Source organism: Aquimarina sp. TRL1 (genome assembly GCF_013365535.1).
Taxonomy (GTDB): Bacteria; Bacteroidota; Bacteroidia; order Flavobacteriales; family Flavobacteriaceae; genus Aquimarina; species Aquimarina hainanensis.
This window is the reverse complement of the sequence record NZ_CP053590.1, coordinates 4,744,049-4,760,930: the sequence shown is the minus strand read 5'-3', so window position 1 is coordinate 4,760,930 and position 16,882 is coordinate 4,744,049. Positions and strand designations below refer to the sequence as shown.

The following is a 16,882-nucleotide window of genomic DNA, read 5'->3' as shown; positions in this document are numbered from 1 at the left end:
AACAATTTTTGTAACTTTGTAATGAACGATTTAAAATAAAAAATTATGAGTCAGCATGTTGAGGTGTCGGATAAAATGAAAATAATGGAGCATTATATGGAATATGTGCTTACAAATGGGAAAGCTCCTGATAATGTATTTGTATTTGCAGCTCATTGTGATATTTCAGAAGCCACATTCTATGCTTCATATACTTCTTTTGAATCGATTGAAAAAAGTGCATTTTCTGCATTTTTAGAACATACGTTACAATTATTATCAGAAAATGAAGCATATAGAGATTTTCAGCTAAAGGATAAGTTACTCAGTTTTTTCTATACTTTTTTTGAAATTTTGACGGCTAACAGAAGCTTTGTGCTTTTTGTTTTAGACAAGCAAAAGACCCCGTTAAAAAGCATTCATTTTTTCTCGCAATTAAAAGAAGAAGTGAAAGCATATTCAAGAGACTTAGCGTTTAGAAAAATAGATTTCAAGAATAACAGACTCAATACGTTTCAGGATAAAGGCTTTGATGAAATGGTGTGGGGGAAGCTGGTTATGTTTATCAATTTCTGGAAAAACGACACTTCTCCTGGTTTTGAGAAAACAGATCTTTTTATAGAAAAGTTGCTAGTTGCTTATTTTGATTTGGTTCGTATAGAACCTGTTAAAAGTGTTGTAGACTTAGGGAAGTTTTTATGGAAAGAAACATTAAAAAAGTATTAGATGAAGACAATTAATTCTATTCCGATAGGGAAAATACAACGAGCTTCAAAATTACTTCAAACAGGCGCAAAAGTTGGTGTTAATTACATTAAGTATTATGGAGATCGCCTTGCTGGTGATGAAGACAAGGCAAAACAAAAGTTGGATAATGCAAATGCAGAAGATATTTATGATAGTCTGAAAAACTTAAAAGGAAGTGCATTAAAGGTAGCTCAAATGCTAAGCATGGAAAAAAACTTACTACCAGGTGCTTATGTAGAGAAGTTTTCATTATCTCAATTTTCTGTTCCTCCGTTATCCCCTCCATTGGTTATAAAAACGTTTAAAAAATATTTTGGAAAATCCCCCCAAGAGCTGTTCGATAGGTTTGATACTAATGCTATTAATGCCGCAAGTATAGGCCAAGTCCACCTGGCAGAAAAAAATGGAAAAAAACTTGCTGTGAAAATTCAATATCCAGGTGTGGCACAAAGTATTGTATCTGATTTAGCATTAGTCAAACCTATTGCTATTAAAATGTTTAATATTCAGGGGAAGGGGTCTGATCAATATTTCAAAGAAGTTAGAGAAAAACTAGAAGAAGAAACGGATTATATTTTAGAGGTTTCCCAAAGTGAAGAACTAGCCAAAGCATGTGGCCACATTCCCAACATTTCTTTTCCTACATATTACCCTGAATTTTCCGGGAAGCAGATTATAACCATGGATTGGATGGAAGGAGTGCACCTGTCAGAGTATACTGCATCAAATGTGTCTAGAGAAAAAGCTAATATTATAGGACAGGCGTTGTGGGATTTTTATATGTTTCAAATTCATGAAGTCAAAAAAGTTCACGCAGATCCTCATCCCGGGAATTTTCTGGTGACAAAGAATACAGAACTGGTGGTATTGGATTTTGGATGTGTTAAGGTTATACCAGATACTTTTTATGTGCCTTATTTTGAGTTAGCTAAAAAAGAAAATCTCAATAATGCTGATTTTTTTAGAAAAAAACTATTCGAACTGGAAATTCTAAAAGAAGACGATAGCCAGGAAGAAGAACGATTTTTTATATCGATGTTTCATGATATGCTCAGCTTATTTACACAACCCTTTCATGTTTCGCATTTTGATTTTTCTGACCCTGTTTTTTTTGAAAAAATAGCTTCTCTGGGAGAACGTTTTTCAAAAGATACCACACTTCGTAAAATGAATGGAAATAGAGGATCAAGACATTTTATTTATATGAATAGAACCTTTTTTGGGTTGTATAACCTGATGCATGATCTGAAGGCAGACAACATAGAGATCAATCGTTTCTCACAATTATAAATTTACAGGATGAAAAAAAAGATATCAAGAGCGGAAATCGATGCAATGGAACATCTGTATAAGATTAATCTGATTAATAGTTGTTCAGGTTTTAAATCAGCAAACCTTATCGGATCTGTTGCAGCAAATGGAGATACGAATGTTGCTGTTTTTAGCTCTGTTGTCCATTTAGGATCTAATCCCCCTTTATTAGGAATGATATTTCGCCCCTTAACGGTTCCGAGAAATACCTATGACAATATAAAAGAAGGGAGCTACTATACGATAAACCATATACATAAACCGTTGATTGAAGCAGCGCATCATACATCTGCTAAATACCCAAAGGAGATTTCTGAATTCGACAAAACAAACTTAACTCCTGAATATAAAAGTGGATGTATGTTGCCTTTTGTAGCAGGAGCTCCAGTACAAATGTTGATGAAGTATGTCGAAGAGTATACGATAAAAAGTAATGATACAATTTTATTAGTAGGAGAAATAAAAGAATTATTTGTCAATGAAGAATTGCTTACCGATGAAGGGTTTATTGATTTGTCTAAAGCACAAGTAGCAACCATTAATGGACTGGATGGATATGCGATACCCGAAAAGAGCAAAAGATTACCGTATCAGCGTGTTAAGGTAAACTAGAGGGATTTATTTGCGAACCACCTTGCAATCAGTAAGGATGTAATTAAAATGTTCTATATCATCTGCATTTAATTTTAGTGTGCCAGATATGGATAGGATATCGTCTGTTTTGAAGGATTGCTTTTTTTTGAATTGTACTTCTATAGCAGTCTCAGGACCTGCCATTCCACAAAAAAAACAAGAGGCCATTGGTTTTTGCGATAATATATACAAGTTTTCTTCTGGTACTATATTGAGAAAATATCCTCTGATAACGACCTGTTTGTTTTCTAATTTCTTCACGCTTTCCCCATAGGAGGGGTATAAAAAATATTCTCCATAAGCTGGGAAAAATTTTTCGGTAAAAGTAACATCAGCAAGATCTTTCCAGGTAATTTTTTGTTGACCGAAAAGCGTTGTGTGGCATAGGAAGGCTCCTACAATAAATAAACTAATTCTCATTATTTAAAATTTTAGAGATGTTCATCTTGAAAATCGGAAGAATTGAAAACAAACATGCAATTAGGATGACCAAAAAAATCATTCCGGTTATTAAAGCAATTTCTGTAATAGGAAGTGAAAATTCAATATGTTGTTTGTATGCTTGTTCTATGCTGTTTTGCAGGTAATATATCCCAATTTGAGAAATAAGTACGCCTATCATAGTAGCTGCAAGTGCTAGTATGATTCCTTCTAATAAAATTAATTGGATTAACTGCCAATGACCAGCTCCATAGGTTCTAAAGAGGGCAAGCTCAAAAGAACGGTCTTTCACCATTCTATACAGGTTGACAAATATGATAAGACATGAAATACCTAAAATACCATAAGCAATAAGGGTAATTGTCTTAATTCCGGTGCCTGTGTACTGATAGAGTTTCTCTAATTCATATTTAGGAATAGCAGCTTGCATATTCGTTTTTTTATTGATGTTTCGCGGAAGTGTCAAAAAAGCTCTTGGGTTTCTGAAGGTGATAAGCAAAGAAGTAATTTCTTGAGGTTCCTCAGTTGTAATAGAATCGTTTTGATGAGAGGGAAGATGTGCCTCTTTCTTATGAGGAGTATGTGAGTGATGACCTTCATGATCATGAATATCCCAGATGGTTTCTAAATTAGTAAGAATAAGACGATCTATGACATTATTAGTAGGAGCATAAATGCCGGTAATCGTCAGTGGGGTAGCGTGTATGTCTATTGAATTTTCTAATAATCCATGACTGCTAAAAAAAGTATCTCCTACCTGAAGCTGTAGTTCTGTTGCTACAGTATGTCCGAGTATTACTTGCATAGGCTTTTCTATGCGATTTCCTTCCTGTAGATGCGCATTGAACAGTTTTGCATAGTCCTTCGTAGTTCCTAAAATTCGATACCCTTTATAGTTATCACCATAAGAGATAGGGATGGCAGTGGAAATCATAGGGTTTTTAGCAATTTTTTTAGCTTTGTTATAGGGGATATTCCCGGTAGGAGTATCTATATGCAAAACAGAGGATAAAACAAGCTGTAAAGGGCTCCCTTTAGCACCTACAACAAGATCAACCCCGTAAGAAGTATTGAGCAATTGATGCTGTAAAGAAACATGTATTTGCTGAATCCATATAATGAGTGCAATACTCATAGAAAAAACAAAAACACTTAAAAAACTATGTAATGGTTTATCCGTAATTGAAGCCCATACTATTCTTAATAGATTCATAGGGTAATTGATTTGGTAAATAAGGGCTTAATCCGATCATCATGCGTGATTACAATTAGATTGGCATTATGTTCTTTAGCTTCTTCCAGTAAAAGTTGCATCATATTATTGCAGTTTTCAGTATCCAGACTAGAGGTTGGTTCATCGGCTAAAATTAATGTTGGTTGATGTATGACAGCTAATGCAATACTCAGTCGCTGTAATTGCCCCTGACTAAGTTGTCTGATTTTTTTGTGTTTATAAGGATATAACTGCACGCGTTTTAATAAAGCATTAATACGTTTTGAATCTATGGGTTTTTTAGAAAAAAAGAGACGAGCTTTAAGACTATCTAATAGAGATAAAGAGGGAATCGCCAGATTTTTTTGAAAAACCAGCCCTATTGAACTGCCTCGAAAGGTATCCAAAGCACGATTGGATAATAAAGAGATGTCAATATTCCCGATTTTTACAGATCCCTTGTTAGGTTTTAAAATACCAGCAAGAATATGAAGAAAAGTTGTTTTTCCAATACCGGATACTCCTAAAATGAGTAGGTGTTCTTGCCTTTCTAAATGGATATCAGGGAATCGAAACATTTTTTTTTCCTTTTTATATTGGAAGTGTATGTTTTGTGTTTGAATCATAAATTCAGATGTCAAATTTTGTTTTTAGAAAAAGAAGTACACTATATATCAGGGCATTTTAGAATGGTAAAGAATTCATTTCTTTCGTTTTGATTTTGGAAGACGCCACCATATTCTATAGAAGTTGTAAAGCTTTCCTTGTCTTTAATTCCCCGGGAAGATACGCATAGGTGTTTCGCCGTGATTACTACAATGACATCTTGGGTGTTTAAAGTGTTTTGAAGATCCTCTAATATCTGAGTACATAAACGTTCCTGAACCTGAGGTCTGTGCGCATAATAGTCAACCAGCCGATTGATCTTGGATAATCCAATAACCCGTTCTTTGGGGATATACCCTATATGAGCCTTTCCTACTATAGGTAAGAAGTGATGTTCACATGAAGAGTTAATTTCAATATCTTGTTCTACGAGTATTTTTTTGTAATTATATTTATTAGAAAAAGTCGAGATAGTTGGTCTGGCAATAGGATTTAGCCCATAGAACAATTCCTTAACGTACATTTTGGCAACCCGGTAAGGAGTACCCGATAGGCTGTCATCAGTAATATCTAATCCAAGCTCTTCCATTATCTTAGCAAAATGCTGTTGAATATTTTTAATTTTTTCATCATCCGATTTATCAAAAGCATCTTTTCGAAGAGGAGTTTGCGAGTTACTTGATATATGGTGTTCCCCCATAAATTCTATAGCATTTTTATCCATTGGTATTCATCTAATTTATTAATGCGACCTTGTTGCAAATATAGATAATATTTTAATCCCATGGGTGTAGGGAAATCCTAAAATAATTGGAGAGTTGGGTGTATATGGATCAGGATAGGAAGTATATACCAGAAGAGGAAAGGGAATAAAAGAGGAGAAAATAACCTATAGTGTATTCTCATATTACTTAATTGAGAGAGGAGGAGATGAGATAGGGCATAAAGTGTTATGAAACATAGAAACTTCAATTATAGAATGAACTTACGTATAAGAATGACTGACAGCCGTATAAATAATTTTAAAAAAGCGACAGGCAGAAACCTATACTAAATTGGTATCCAAAAGATGATTACTTTCGACAAGGGATTACAATAAGATTTCTTGGACAAGTTACAGATCGTTTAAAACATCCTTCTTTTAGATAGTTTTATCGAAACTAAAATATTTTGTTAAATTCAATAGCATGGTGTTATATTGTTAGCGGTAAAGAAAACAAAAAAATCGATGAAATTAATTCGAAAAATAAGACAAGAAATAATCGAAAATGGAAGTTTAAAAAATTACATAGTTTTTGCAATTGGGGAAATTCCTCTCGTGATGTTAGGAATACTATTGGCTTTACAAGTAAACAATTGGAATCAACATCGAATTGAAAGTAAAAAAGAAGAGAAAATTTTAATAGATTTACAGAAAGAGTTTACATTAAATAAGGAACGAATAAGAGAAAAACAGTTATTAAGAACTTCAATAGCGCCGAAATTAAAAAAATATATCGAACAAATTATCACAGGAAAAGCAGGCTATAGCTCCTTTGAGGAATTTCATTCGAATCAATTTATGTTTGGAATGACCAATCCTTCCAAAGGAGTCATTAACACATTAATATCTTCTGGTGAAATCGCATTAATATCAAATGATTCATTAAAATATTTTATAGCAGATTGGAAAAATCAGACTGAAAACCTCTATGAAAATGAGCAAATACTTTGGAATTCTGGACTTGAATATATTCAATCTTATTCAAATAAGATACCTATCCCAACTCACCAATGGCATGACTGGAACGATAAGAAATTAGCAGTAGCTTTTGGTCACTTAATTTCAGATATAGCATACAAAAACCACTTAATTGGTTTTGAAGGAGTTAATACCATTGTTGTTGAGGAGTGTAATGCAGTGATAAAATTACTGGAAAGGATTTTATCGCTTTTAGAAAATGAAATAAAGAAAAACAGATAATTGCCATAAACAAAGTACTAAATATCTTATTTCTTGATGGAAAAAGTAGTCTTATTAGATAATAGAATTCGTGTGGTGGCTCTGATAGAATCAGAAGGGAAAAAAGGAATAGAAAAATATAGACAAGGTAATACCTATTGATTTTCAGTAGGTATTACCTTGTTTACTAATTTTAAGTGTTTTGCTTTCTCAGCTTTTATTCAAAGATAAAAATCAGCTTAGAAATTTATGTATTAGATGAATTACTAATATACTAAGAGCTAATATATTTAGGATTATTGATAACCCCATATAATACGTAGAATTCTGTTTAAACTTCTCTAAATAGGAAATACTAGCATAAGAAGTTCCTCCCCAATGTTGATTTTTATAAACAAATATGCAATTAAGAACAAACAGATGACTTGCTGTTAAAATCCTAGCGTGAAAGAACTCTTCAGAATTGTACGCGACTATAAAGGAAGCAATATGAGCTAGTACAACGGTTAATTTAGGAAGTAAAGCACGATACTCCACCAGTAAAATGTTTAGTAACCATAAGAAATAAATCAATTGTAAATGTTTAGGAGCATTTCCGCCCCAAAACTGGATTTCATTATTTGCAGTGATTAGCACCCCGCTTCCGCTTAAGTTCCATAAAATAATTGAAATAGCTAATGCTATAGAAGCAGGAATACTGGTCCAGGTCTTTTTCTTAATTTGAGAAACGATAAACCCCATTATTTGTAATAGGAAAAAAACAGAAAAAGCAATGTCAAGCGTTTTTGACCATATAGGGATATCAAGAGGTGAAAATTTAGTAATTAAGCATAAAACATTAAATGTGGTTTCTAAAATTAACAACCTCCTGATCTCCGCAAAATTATCTGTTTTTTGAAAGAAAGGAAGTCCAATTAGAAGTATGAGAATCGTTATCGATAATTCAAACCATACACTTGCTTTAGCTAGAGATACAATCCCATGGCAATAGATAAAAGCCATAGAAAAGAAAAGTAAAGATGTTATGAGTGGATAATAACTGTTTTTTTGAAGGGTTATTTTTGTAATCATATAAGGTACAAGAATTAATTTATACTAGTGTTGCTTCTTTCATGACATCATTTACACAAAGTTGTGCGTTTTCCATACTCCTTTCTATTGTAGAAGGGACAGTCCATTTTTGCTGAGGATGATTAAGCCATTCTCCAGCAATAAAAACATTGGAAGCTAAACAAGAGTCGGTAGATACACCATTGGAACAAGTTGGGTTTTCTAACTGGTTTTGCACTAACCAATGAGCAGCATTTCCATAAGGGTCTACAATTTCAGGTCCTTTAAACCAATTTTTATATTTTGGGTTATTGGCTTCTTGTTTTCTGACAATTAATGCTCCTGGTCCGGCTTGTATCGTATTAAAAAAACAATCGTTAAATTCAGGAGAGAATAATCCCAATTGGGCTAAGATTTCATCATGTATTTCCTGTTGGTTACACTCTAGAAGTGTTTTGTGATACAAAATCCCTTTTGCGTGTTCCATTCTGGTAGCAGTTATAGAAAGTGTTGCCTGTATGTTTTCTGCAAAGACAGTATTATTGTATTTTCCGCTATGATATAGCTTGTAACTAAGTCCCCACGCCGAATCAATTATGATCCCAATTGATTTATTTTTGAAGGTACTAGGAATTTTTTTTAGATGCAGTTGAAAACCGTGACTTTTTACACTTTCAACCTTTAAAAGAGGTTTTAATTCCGGAAGGATATTTAATGTTTGATATGGAGGGATAGCAATAATAAAAAAGTCAGCCTGTACTGTGACTCCATTGTCTAGAATAGCATACTGACATTTTGAATTTGACAATTTTATATCTTTTAATGCCGTATTAAAATGAAAGTTTACTCCTTGTTCTTTTAAATATTGATACCAGGGAATAATTAGTGTGTCATTGATAGGTCCGTTTAGGGTGACACTATATGTTGCAGGAGATAAGGAGGAGGGAGGTATTTTTTTGTTTAAAAGTAATTGTAGAATATCTCCTGTTCTTGTATTGTCCGTTGCTGCAATCCAGGAAGAAAGCACCTTCCGTAAGAAAGAAGCTAATAAAGGGCGCTTGTCATACTCTAAATAGCTGGAAACTGGAGAATTCATGTCAGATTTCTGGATGACTTTAGCTGATAATCGGGTACGAAACCAATAAACATCTTTTATAGGGACCCCATCAACAAGCATGGACCATGCAGATTTTAAATTATAAATAAGCTCTGTAAATACATTAAAATGTTTTTGAGAAAAATGAACAGTTTTGTTTTTTTGAGCCCATACAAATTGAGCCTTAGGAAGTGGCTCGATTTTAGTCATTAAGTTGTCTCCTTCTGAAGTCGATATTTCTTTTAATGTATTTAATAGAACCGGGTTTGACGAAAACATTTGACGATGTGTCAATTCGTATGGTAATCCCGAATTCATAAAACCGATACACTTTCCTCCGGGTTGTTCTCTGGCTTCATATATTGAAACACGAAAGCCTTTTTTTATACATTCATGAGCAGTTTTTAATCCAGAAATACCTGCTCCGAATATAGCGACATGAGGTATAGGGTTACTGTTTGAATCGGTGTTTGTTTTAGGTAATGGTGTTAACATTTTTTGGTTTTTTGAGTAGAAGTATTCCTTAAAGTGAGTTCAGGGAATACTTTTTAATTAGTCTTAAGATTGTAAATTATCTGATGATAAAACCTGTTAGATTTGATTTTGGGGATTGTATTAATAAGCCTGTTTGAGATTGAGTAACTCCGTAAAAAATAGCTTATAGATAATAAGTAGAAAAAAGATAGTAATTCATGGTTTTGTCAGGTTTTTTTAGAGTGAATAAGAAGGCTAATATAGAAGGCTTTTTTGTTTTGAAATACCTAATAAGAATAGTTAACAATTAATTATATTTTTTTGCTATCCTTTAAGATATATGCAAATTGAATACTTCTGTCTAAAACTAACTGTGATACTCCAGATCGGGAGAAGGTAATCCAGCCTGTTTCTGTTTAACTAAAAATTAACAATAAGTAACAGGAACTCCGGAACTCTCTGAATACTAATGACTGTAATTATGGTCAATTCCTAATAAAATACTAATTTTTTAGGATAGGTCTTTATTTGATTTGAAAAGCTTTATTTTGGCACTACTTCATTAAAAAGCAATGATAAACCTGATGCAAACAGTAGTTTATCAAGAACTAAAATTCACACATAACATAAATAATATAATGGGTATACTTAATGTCATTTTTAGATATAAAGAAATTACGTATGAAAAAAATGAAATTACTAAACAACAGTGGAAAACGTTAAAAAAGATATTGAACCTTTCCGATAAATCAGAATTTGGAAAGAGATATGATTTTGAATCAATTGATTCAATTGAAGAATATCAAAAACGGGTTCCTGTGATGCATTATGAAGATATTGCTCCCTATTGGGATCGGGAAGGAGCCGGAGAAAAAAAAGTGATATTTAATAAAAGACCAGCATATTTTGTCGAATCATCCGGTACTACAGGTGTTAAAAAATTAATTCCAATAACGAAACATCTGATAGGAGCTATCCAGAAGTGCAAAAAGACGATGATAAGTATTGCTATGCAAAAAAGACGGCAATACAATTTTATCGCCAAGAAACATTTAATTATATGTTCTCGTATAGAAACAGGAAAAACCTCAGGAGGTATTCCTATTGGAATGATATCAGGTCTTATCACTCATAAAAAGACTCCTAAACTTATCAAAAAATTATTGATCCCTTCAGAGGAAACGGTGAATTGTATCGATTTAAAAGAAAAGTTTTTTCGATATAAACAAGAGGTGATTGGTCATAAGTTTGGTACAGTTGCCGGGATACCTGCTTCTGTTGTTGAACTTTTTACCTATTTAAAAGAAAACCTCTCGAAAGAGGAATATGCATATTGTTTTGATGATGTTGACCTCTTAATGACTTCGGGAGTTAATTATCGACCCTATAAGAAAAAGCTTGAAGAGTTATTGGGTAAAAACTTTTCTTACCTGGACTCATATGTTAGTAGTGAAGGTTTTTATGGAGGAGAAGCTGTAGAGAATCCAGATGTTTTTCAGTTTTTTCCAACAGTAGTATTTTTTGAATTTATTCCGGTTAAAAACTATTGGAATAATGACTATTCAAAACGATTACTTATGCATGAGCTTGAAGTTGAAGAAAAATACGTTATAGCTGTGACCACAGGAAATGGAACTTTTAGTTACGTCTTAGGAGATGTTGTGCAATTGTATTCTAAAAAGCCACTTCGTTTTAAAATTGCCGGACGTACTTTATTAACACTAAACCTTGTTTCTGAAAAAACGTCAATTACACAGGTAGAAAACGCTATTGCACAGTTTACGGCTGTGCACGGGATAGTTTTTAAGGAGTTTTTCTTAGCAGAGAATTATGATAGTGATAAACCTTCATATTGCTGGTATTTCGAGGAAACAGACTTTTTATCTAAACTCGACAAGTCTTCTGAAAAAGAGTTATGCATGGCACTTGATAAGGCATTATGCGAAGCAAACCCTCTTTATGACTATTTTTTAAATGAAATTCAAACAATGAACTCAAGTAGCCTTCATGTTGTTCCTGGTGCCGATATAGATCAGTGGTTTAAAGAAAAAAACAGTGATCCAATCCATAAAAAACTACCGAGAATTATTTTAGATAAAGAAATTGTTTATGCAATTGTCAAAAACAAAAAAACTATAGTTTAGAAGGGATTAGAGTTTTGTTAGAGCACCGTATTAAAACCGTTTTAAACAGCTCTTTATTTTTTTAGATTCATACAGGTTTTTACCTGGATACAGCATTGATACATGATCCATTATAAACGATGCATAGGGCGTATAACCTATCAAAGGCTTACTTTTTGGGTAAGTCTTTGTGATGAAATAGACTATATTTTTATTCATTTCTAATGTAATCAAAGAAATAGTTATTTTTTAATTTGTAAATTCTCATAGATGGGAGATATATACTTTTTTTTGTTGTTAGAAGTAATTAAATTATAAAAGGAAGCTGTTACATTTTTTGGTATTAAACGTCTGATAGATATTAAGAATACAAAAACGATAAGAAAATGAATAAAAAAACAAGTTTCGTAGTTGGATTGTTAGTTGGTTTTATATGCCTTTTAGTAGTAACGGTTTTTGTGTTCCTAATTTTTGGTAATCTCTCAATAAAATAAATTATGAATAAAAAATCATTTTGGATAGGGTTTACAGTTGGAGGGTTTTTGTTTGTACTTACGGTCATAGTTCTTTATTTTAAATTCGTTATTCAACCCGATATTTCTTTAAACCAAGTTGAAGTCTCAAACTTAAACGGAACCAAAGTTGAATTAAATGAATATTTGGGAAAACCTTTAGTTGTAAATTATTGGGCGACTTGGTGTGTTCCTTGCATTAAAGAATTTCCATATTTTGAAGAGGTAAAAAAACAAGTAGGAGAAAATGTGAATTTCATAATGATTTCAGATGAGTCTCTTGCTAAAATTACTAAATTTTCTGAATCGAAACCTTATAACTTTAAGTACCTAAAAAGTGTTAAAAAATTGTCTGAATACGGTATAAATACAAGACCAACTACTTATTTTTATAACGCTCAAGGAAAACTAATTACTAAACACACGAGTAATTTGGATAGTGAATCTTTAAAAAAAATAATTGAAAAAATAGAATAACTACTGGCAACGCGGCGTATAAGTAATAGCGATTTAAGTGATAAAAACGTACTTATAAACTAAGACAAAAGCCATTGAAAAACAGAAAGGTTGGGGAGTGAAATTTCTCAACTACTGATAGCTGATATCGTTAGTAATAAGAAGAACCCATCTATAAAACAACTAAATAACCGCTTAGGCAACTCATTGTAAGTTAATTTTTTAATCGTATTCATTGCAATTCATTATCTTTAGATAACGGCAGAAAATCAGCTATGATTTTCCGAAACGAGTCATACACAAAATCGTTGTGCCCAATTTCAGATAAAGATTCAAGCAAAAGAATAAATACAATTGAATAATAAAGAAATAATAGGATTACGAAGAGAACTTCACTCAAAAGCAGAGTTGTCTAATGTAGAGTATACCACAGCATCGATAATTAAAAATTTTATAAAAGGGCATAATCCAACCAAAATAATAGAGGGTATTGGAGGAACTGGTTTAGCGGTGGTGTATGAATATCCTGAAAAAGGGAAAACGATAACGATTCGTTGCGAACTAGATGCGCTTCCAATCCAGGAAGATACCCCGATGGATTACAAATCAATCTACAAAGGAGTTTCTCATAAATGTGGACATGATGGTCATATGGCAATTGTGACTAGTTTGGTGTATTGGTTAAAGAATAGTGAATTGAATAGGGGAAAAGTAATCTTATTATTTCAGCCAGCAGAAGAAACAGGAGAAGGAGCAGCGAAAATAATGAGTGATGAAAATTATAAAAAGCTTAAAACAGATTATGTATTCGCTCTTCATAATATCCCTAAAGAACCACTTCATAGTATTATACTATTAGAAAGCGGTTTTTCTGCAGAAGTACAAAGTTTTATAGTAAAAGTAAAAGGAAAGGAATCACATGCATCGGAACCAGAAAATGGGATAAATCCAGCATTATGTATGTCGGAGATGGTGCGTTTAATTTCAAAACTCAATGTTACGAATCCGGAAGAAAGTTCTTTTGCCATATTGACACCTGTTCATATCATTATGGGGCAAGAGTCTTATGGGATATCACCAGGAAGAGGAGAATTGCATTATACAATACGTACTTGGAGTAGTGAAAAAATGGATAGCTTAAAATCAACAATTAAAAAGATATTAGATGAGACAAGTGAGGATCATGGGATAGAATATGAGTTAAAATGGTTAGAATATTTTCCAGCCAGTAAGAATGATCAGGAAAGTAACATCTACGTAAGAAGAGCAGCTATAGAAAATGAATATAAAATAACAGAGAGAAAATACCCTTTTAAATTTGGAGAAGATTTTGGCTGGTATTCACAGTCAACTAAAACAGCGATGTTTGGTTTGGGGGCAGGGATATCAACCCCGGCATTGCATAATGCGGACTATGATTTTCCTGATGAATTAATTCGTACAGGATATTCGATGTTTAAATCAATAATTCTAAATATTTTAGAGGAAAAATAAAAAACAAACATAGTAAAAATTAAGATGTCAATGCTGCTATAACAGTCATTGCGTTTAGCAAGTTCCTGATATAAATAGTCTAAAATCAAATTCTCTAAAACTAAATGACCGCATTAACCCCGAACAGAATAATATTTAATACGGCTAAAAAAGTTTATGAAGGAGAATTGTCTAAATCTGAAGGTATAAATACGCTTGTTGGAGAATTGAATATCAATAAAGGCTCTGCACAAATGATAATTGTACAGATTTTCCCAAAACTTCTAGACGGGGAGCAGTTTACAAGGACTTTAAGTGTCGATTTATTCAATAGTTTTTTAAAATTCATCCTTGAAGATTATGGAGAGGATAGATTGAGAAACTCACTATCCGCTCTGAAAATGCATATCGATTACATTAAAGAAAAAGGAGATGCTAAAATAACTTTGCGTAAAATTTATCAAGGATATTTAGATAATTTAAAGACCGGTGGTACTTCTTCATTACAGGATGAAATTGAACAATCGGAAATAGTAAATCAACTTAAAGACAAAACCAAAAATGAACTAGCAAGCGAATTGGAAAATTCAGAAAATGATACTTCAGAAAAAGTTACTATTAATCATAAAAGTTATAAGAGAAACAATAAAATAATTGCATTAATAAAAATACTTAGGAATTTCGAGTGTCAAATTTGCGGAAAATATATTTTGAAAAAAGATGGTTTAAAATACGTTGAGGCAGCTCATATTATTCCAAAACATAAACAAGGTAATGAACACCCTAAAAACATACTATTACTTTGTCCGAATCATCATAAGGAATTTGATCTCGGGAATCGTGAAGTAATAAATCATACAGAAAAAGAAATTGAGTTTAAGCTCAACGGAGTTAGATATTTAATATCCCTGGAAATTTAATAAAATAAAAAAGCAATTGTATTTAATACATAATTAGGTTGGATTCGATTACATTCGGATTCCCTCTGGAATTGCTAAAGTCAGTTCTAAACCAAAAATAATCGCTAATTTAACCTGTAACAGACCATTGTATCAGGTTGTTAGCGAACTATTAAAATGATCACCAAAATATATGAATAATATGAAGTTAATACTTCTGTCGATACTTATTAGTTTATCATCTTGTAAAAAGGACGATAACAGAACCGGACCGAATCAAAACAGCGAACAATTGTACACAAATGGGCAGATTTACACCGTAAACCCAAATCAAGAATGGGCAGATACGATGTTGGTTCGTGATGGAATAATTATCGCAATAGGAACAAATAAAGAAGTAGAAAATCAAGCCTCAGAAAATGCAGAAATCATAGACTTGGAAGGTTTAATGGTAATGCCAGGAATCCACGATGTACACTTGCATCCCTTGGAAGCAGCTTCAGATAATTTTCTATTTGTCTTAGATGCTCAAGAAACAGCCCCTGAAAACTATGCCACTGATATCATACAAGCAATAAACCAGAATCCTGACTCAGAATGGATTTTGGGATGGGGTTTTGACATTTATACACTTTTTGATGCAACCCGAGAACCGATTAAAATTTTGGATGATATATCAACTACCAAACCAATTGCGATAATGGAACAAACGTCGCATTCTGTTTGGGTAAATTCTAAAGCCTTAGAACTTGCTGGAATTAATAAAAACTCTGCTAATCCAGTTGGCGGAATCATTATGAAAGATGATAATGGAGTACCCAACGGATTGTTAATTGACAATGCAGGAAATTTAATTATCGATTTAGCGATAGCGTCCATTCCTAATAATGAACAAAACGATTATGATGGATTGGTAAATTATGCTTTACCTGAATTAGGAAAAAACGGAATTACTTCCGTTTGTGATGCAAGAACGTATTGGAAACGAAATCATCATAAAACTTGGCAACAGGCAGAAAGTGAAGGCAAGCTAACAGTAAGAGCAAATCTTGGGCTTTGGTTATATCCAACAGAGGATGATGCAGCACAAATTAGCAGGATTCGATCATTATATTCAAACGATCCAAACAGTTTCCTGAAAATCAATCAAATCAAACTGTATTCGGATGGAATAGTCATTAATACCACATCAGCAATGGAGGGTGATTATCTTATCGACTTGTTTAACTTACCTACGAACAATGGTTTAAATTATGTCTCCCAAAATAGAATTTCTAAATATATTGCTGCATTAGAGCCTATAGGTTTTGATTTTCATATTCATGCTATTGGTAATCGGGGTGTTAATGAAGCTCTTAATGCAATAGAGCAAAGTAGTAATGGAAATGGGAGGCATAGGTTGACACATGTAGAATATGTTTTGCCATCTGATTATTCAAGATTTAGTCAATTAAATGTAACAGCAGATGCGCAAGTTGCCGGTGATTTTACACATCCAGAAAATTGGCACGAAACCGATTCTCTAATTGACTCATCGCTGAACAATGCTAATATTCCGATTAAGAGTTTGGTAGCAGCTAATGCAAGATTAACATTAAGTAGTGATTGGGATGTAAGTAAATTAAATCCTTTTATCGGAATACAAAATGCAGTAACCCGCGCACCTCAAAATATATCGCTGAACGAAGCTATTAAGGCATATACCATAAATGCAGCTTACATAATGAGACAGGAGCATAAAGTTGGAACACTGGAAGTTGGTAAAGAAGCAGATTTTATAGTTTTAAGTCAGAATTTATTTGATATTCAGCCTAACCAGATTAAGCAAACTCAGGTATTAAAAACATATTTGAAAGGAGAGTTAGTGTATAAACGATAATATTAATAATGACTTCCTAACGATGTCTATAGATAATTAAAACTCAAA

The 16,882-nt window shown here is 32.8% G+C and carries 15 protein-coding genes; 9 read left to right on the top strand and 6 right to left on the bottom strand.

Going from position 1 to position 16,882, the window contains the following annotated elements:
* Positions 1-45 precede the first annotated feature (45 nt).
* From HN014_RS19650 to HN014_RS19640, 3 genes are read left to right on the top strand one after another with little or no spacing between them, the layout of a single operon-like run.
* The gene (locus HN014_RS19650) at positions 46-705 is read left to right on the top strand and encodes a TetR family transcriptional regulator C-terminal domain-containing protein (protein ID WP_176030536.1); all 660 of its coding nucleotides are present in this window, start codon (positions 46-48) and stop codon (positions 703-705) included.
* Positions 706-2,016, top strand: coding sequence for an AarF/ABC1/UbiB kinase family protein (locus HN014_RS19645; protein ID WP_176030535.1), 1,311 nt, complete (start codon positions 706-708; stop codon positions 2,014-2,016).
* Between the two features lie 9 nt (positions 2,017-2,025).
* Positions 2,026-2,649, top strand: a complete 624-nt coding sequence (locus HN014_RS19640) for a flavin reductase family protein (RefSeq protein WP_176030534.1) — start codon at positions 2,026-2,028, stop codon at positions 2,647-2,649.
* Positions 2,650-2,655: 6 nt separating this feature from the next.
* Here HN014_RS19640 and HN014_RS19635 read toward each other — a convergent pair whose 3' ends face one another.
* The 4 genes from HN014_RS19635 to folE all read right to left on the bottom strand — a co-directional run bounded on the left by HN014_RS19635 (position 2,656) and on the right by folE (position 5,654).
* Complete coding sequence (locus HN014_RS19635) at positions 2,656-3,090, bottom strand: hypothetical protein (RefSeq protein ID WP_176030533.1); 435 nt, start codon at positions 3,088-3,090, stop codon at positions 2,656-2,658.
* Entirely contained in the window at positions 3,080-4,324 is a 1,245-nt protein-coding gene (locus HN014_RS19630; protein ID WP_176030532.1) for an FtsX-like permease family protein, read from the bottom strand. Before HN014_RS19630 ends, HN014_RS19635 begins: the two co-directional genes overlap by 11 nt.
* Positions 4,321-4,902, bottom strand: a complete 582-nt coding sequence (locus HN014_RS19625) for an ABC transporter ATP-binding protein (RefSeq protein ID WP_254884046.1) — start codon at positions 4,900-4,902, stop codon at positions 4,321-4,323. Before HN014_RS19625 ends, HN014_RS19630 begins: the two co-directional genes overlap by 4 nt.
* Before the next feature lie 89 nt (positions 4,903-4,991).
* Positions 4,992-5,654 (bottom strand): GTP cyclohydrolase I FolE, encoded by a 663-nt coding sequence (gene folE / locus HN014_RS19620; protein WP_176030530.1) that lies wholly within the window; start codon positions 5,652-5,654, stop codon positions 4,992-4,994.
* A 504-nt stretch (positions 5,655-6,158) separates the two neighbouring features.
* Between folE and HN014_RS19615 the strand changes: the two genes are divergently transcribed.
* The gene (locus tag HN014_RS19615; RefSeq protein WP_176030529.1) at positions 6,159-6,893 is read left to right on the top strand and encodes a hypothetical protein; all 735 of its coding nucleotides are present in this window, start codon (positions 6,159-6,161) and stop codon (positions 6,891-6,893) included.
* A gap of 213 nt (positions 6,894-7,106) precedes the next feature.
* On the opposite strand, the gene HN014_RS19610 is transcribed toward HN014_RS19615, so the two are convergent.
* On the bottom strand, positions 7,107-7,943 hold the full coding sequence (locus HN014_RS19610; protein WP_176030528.1) for a hypothetical protein: 837 nt from the start codon (positions 7,941-7,943) through the stop codon (positions 7,107-7,109).
* A gap of 19 nt (positions 7,944-7,962) precedes the next feature.
* Positions 7,963-9,513, bottom strand: coding sequence for an FAD-dependent oxidoreductase (locus HN014_RS19605; RefSeq protein WP_176030527.1), 1,551 nt, complete (start codon positions 9,511-9,513; stop codon positions 7,963-7,965).
* 617 nt (positions 9,514-10,130) lie between these two features.
* Here HN014_RS19605 and HN014_RS19600 point away from each other — a divergent pair.
* The 5 genes from HN014_RS19600 (at position 10,131) to HN014_RS19580 (ending at position 16,834) form a co-directional block, all read left to right on the top strand.
* Positions 10,131-11,636, top strand: a complete 1,506-nt coding sequence (locus HN014_RS19600) for a GH3 auxin-responsive promoter family protein (RefSeq protein WP_176030526.1) — start codon at positions 10,131-10,133, stop codon at positions 11,634-11,636.
* A gap of 476 nt (positions 11,637-12,112) precedes the next feature.
* Positions 12,113-12,604 (top strand): TlpA disulfide reductase family protein, encoded by a 492-nt coding sequence (locus tag HN014_RS19595; RefSeq protein ID WP_176030525.1) that lies wholly within the window; start codon positions 12,113-12,115, stop codon positions 12,602-12,604.
* Between the two features lie 333 nt (positions 12,605-12,937).
* Positions 12,938-14,077: an amidohydrolase gene (locus tag HN014_RS19590; RefSeq protein ID WP_254884045.1), complete on the top strand. Its 1,140-nt coding sequence runs from the start codon at positions 12,938-12,940 to the stop codon at positions 14,075-14,077.
* Positions 14,078-14,181: 104 nt separating this feature from the next.
* A complete protein-coding gene (locus HN014_RS19585; RefSeq protein ID WP_176030524.1) occupies positions 14,182-14,976 on the top strand; it encodes an HNH endonuclease in 795 nt (264 codons plus the stop codon).
* A gap of 181 nt (positions 14,977-15,157) precedes the next feature.
* The gene (locus HN014_RS19580) at positions 15,158-16,834 is read left to right on the top strand and encodes an amidohydrolase (protein WP_217704350.1); all 1,677 of its coding nucleotides are present in this window, start codon (positions 15,158-15,160) and stop codon (positions 16,832-16,834) included.
* Positions 16,835-16,882: the final 48 nt, after the last annotated feature.

What these genes read in the sequence shown, in the direction of transcription:
- HN014_RS19650 (WP_176030536.1), top strand. Translation starts at nt 46, where the DNA reads ATGAGTCAGCATGTTGAGGTGTCGGATAAAATGAAAATAATGGAGCAT.
- HN014_RS19625 (WP_254884046.1), bottom strand. Translation starts at nt 4,902, where the DNA reads ATGTTTCGATTCCCTGATATCCATTTAGAAAGGCAAGAACACCTACTC.
- HN014_RS19630 (WP_176030532.1), bottom strand. Translation starts at nt 4,324, where the DNA reads ATGAATCTATTAAGAATAGTATGGGCTTCAATTACGGATAAACCATTA.
- HN014_RS19615 (WP_176030529.1), top strand. Translation starts at nt 6,159, where the DNA reads ATGAAATTAATTCGAAAAATAAGACAAGAAATAATCGAAAATGGAAGT.
- HN014_RS19645 (WP_176030535.1), top strand. Translation starts at nt 706, where the DNA reads ATGAAGACAATTAATTCTATTCCGATAGGGAAAATACAACGAGCTTCA.
- HN014_RS19605 (WP_176030527.1), bottom strand. Translation starts at nt 9,513, where the DNA reads ATGTTAACACCATTACCTAAAACAAACACCGATTCAAACAGTAACCCT.
- HN014_RS19610 (WP_176030528.1), bottom strand. Translation starts at nt 7,943, where the DNA reads ATGATTACAAAAATAACCCTTCAAAAAAACAGTTATTATCCACTCATA.
- HN014_RS19640 (WP_176030534.1), top strand. Translation starts at nt 2,026, where the DNA reads ATGAAAAAAAAGATATCAAGAGCGGAAATCGATGCAATGGAACATCTG.
- HN014_RS19585 (WP_176030524.1), top strand. Translation starts at nt 14,182, where the DNA reads ATGACCGCATTAACCCCGAACAGAATAATATTTAATACGGCTAAAAAA.
- HN014_RS19595 (WP_176030525.1), top strand. Translation starts at nt 12,113, where the DNA reads ATGAATAAAAAATCATTTTGGATAGGGTTTACAGTTGGAGGGTTTTTG.
- HN014_RS19600 (WP_176030526.1), top strand. Translation starts at nt 10,131, where the DNA reads ATGGGTATACTTAATGTCATTTTTAGATATAAAGAAATTACGTATGAA.
- HN014_RS19580 (WP_217704350.1), top strand. Translation starts at nt 15,158, where the DNA reads ATGAAGTTAATACTTCTGTCGATACTTATTAGTTTATCATCTTGTAAA.
- folE (WP_176030530.1), bottom strand. Translation starts at nt 5,654, where the DNA reads ATGGATAAAAATGCTATAGAATTTATGGGGGAACACCATATATCAAGT.
- HN014_RS19635 (WP_176030533.1), bottom strand. Translation starts at nt 3,090, where the DNA reads ATGAGAATTAGTTTATTTATTGTAGGAGCCTTCCTATGCCACACAACG.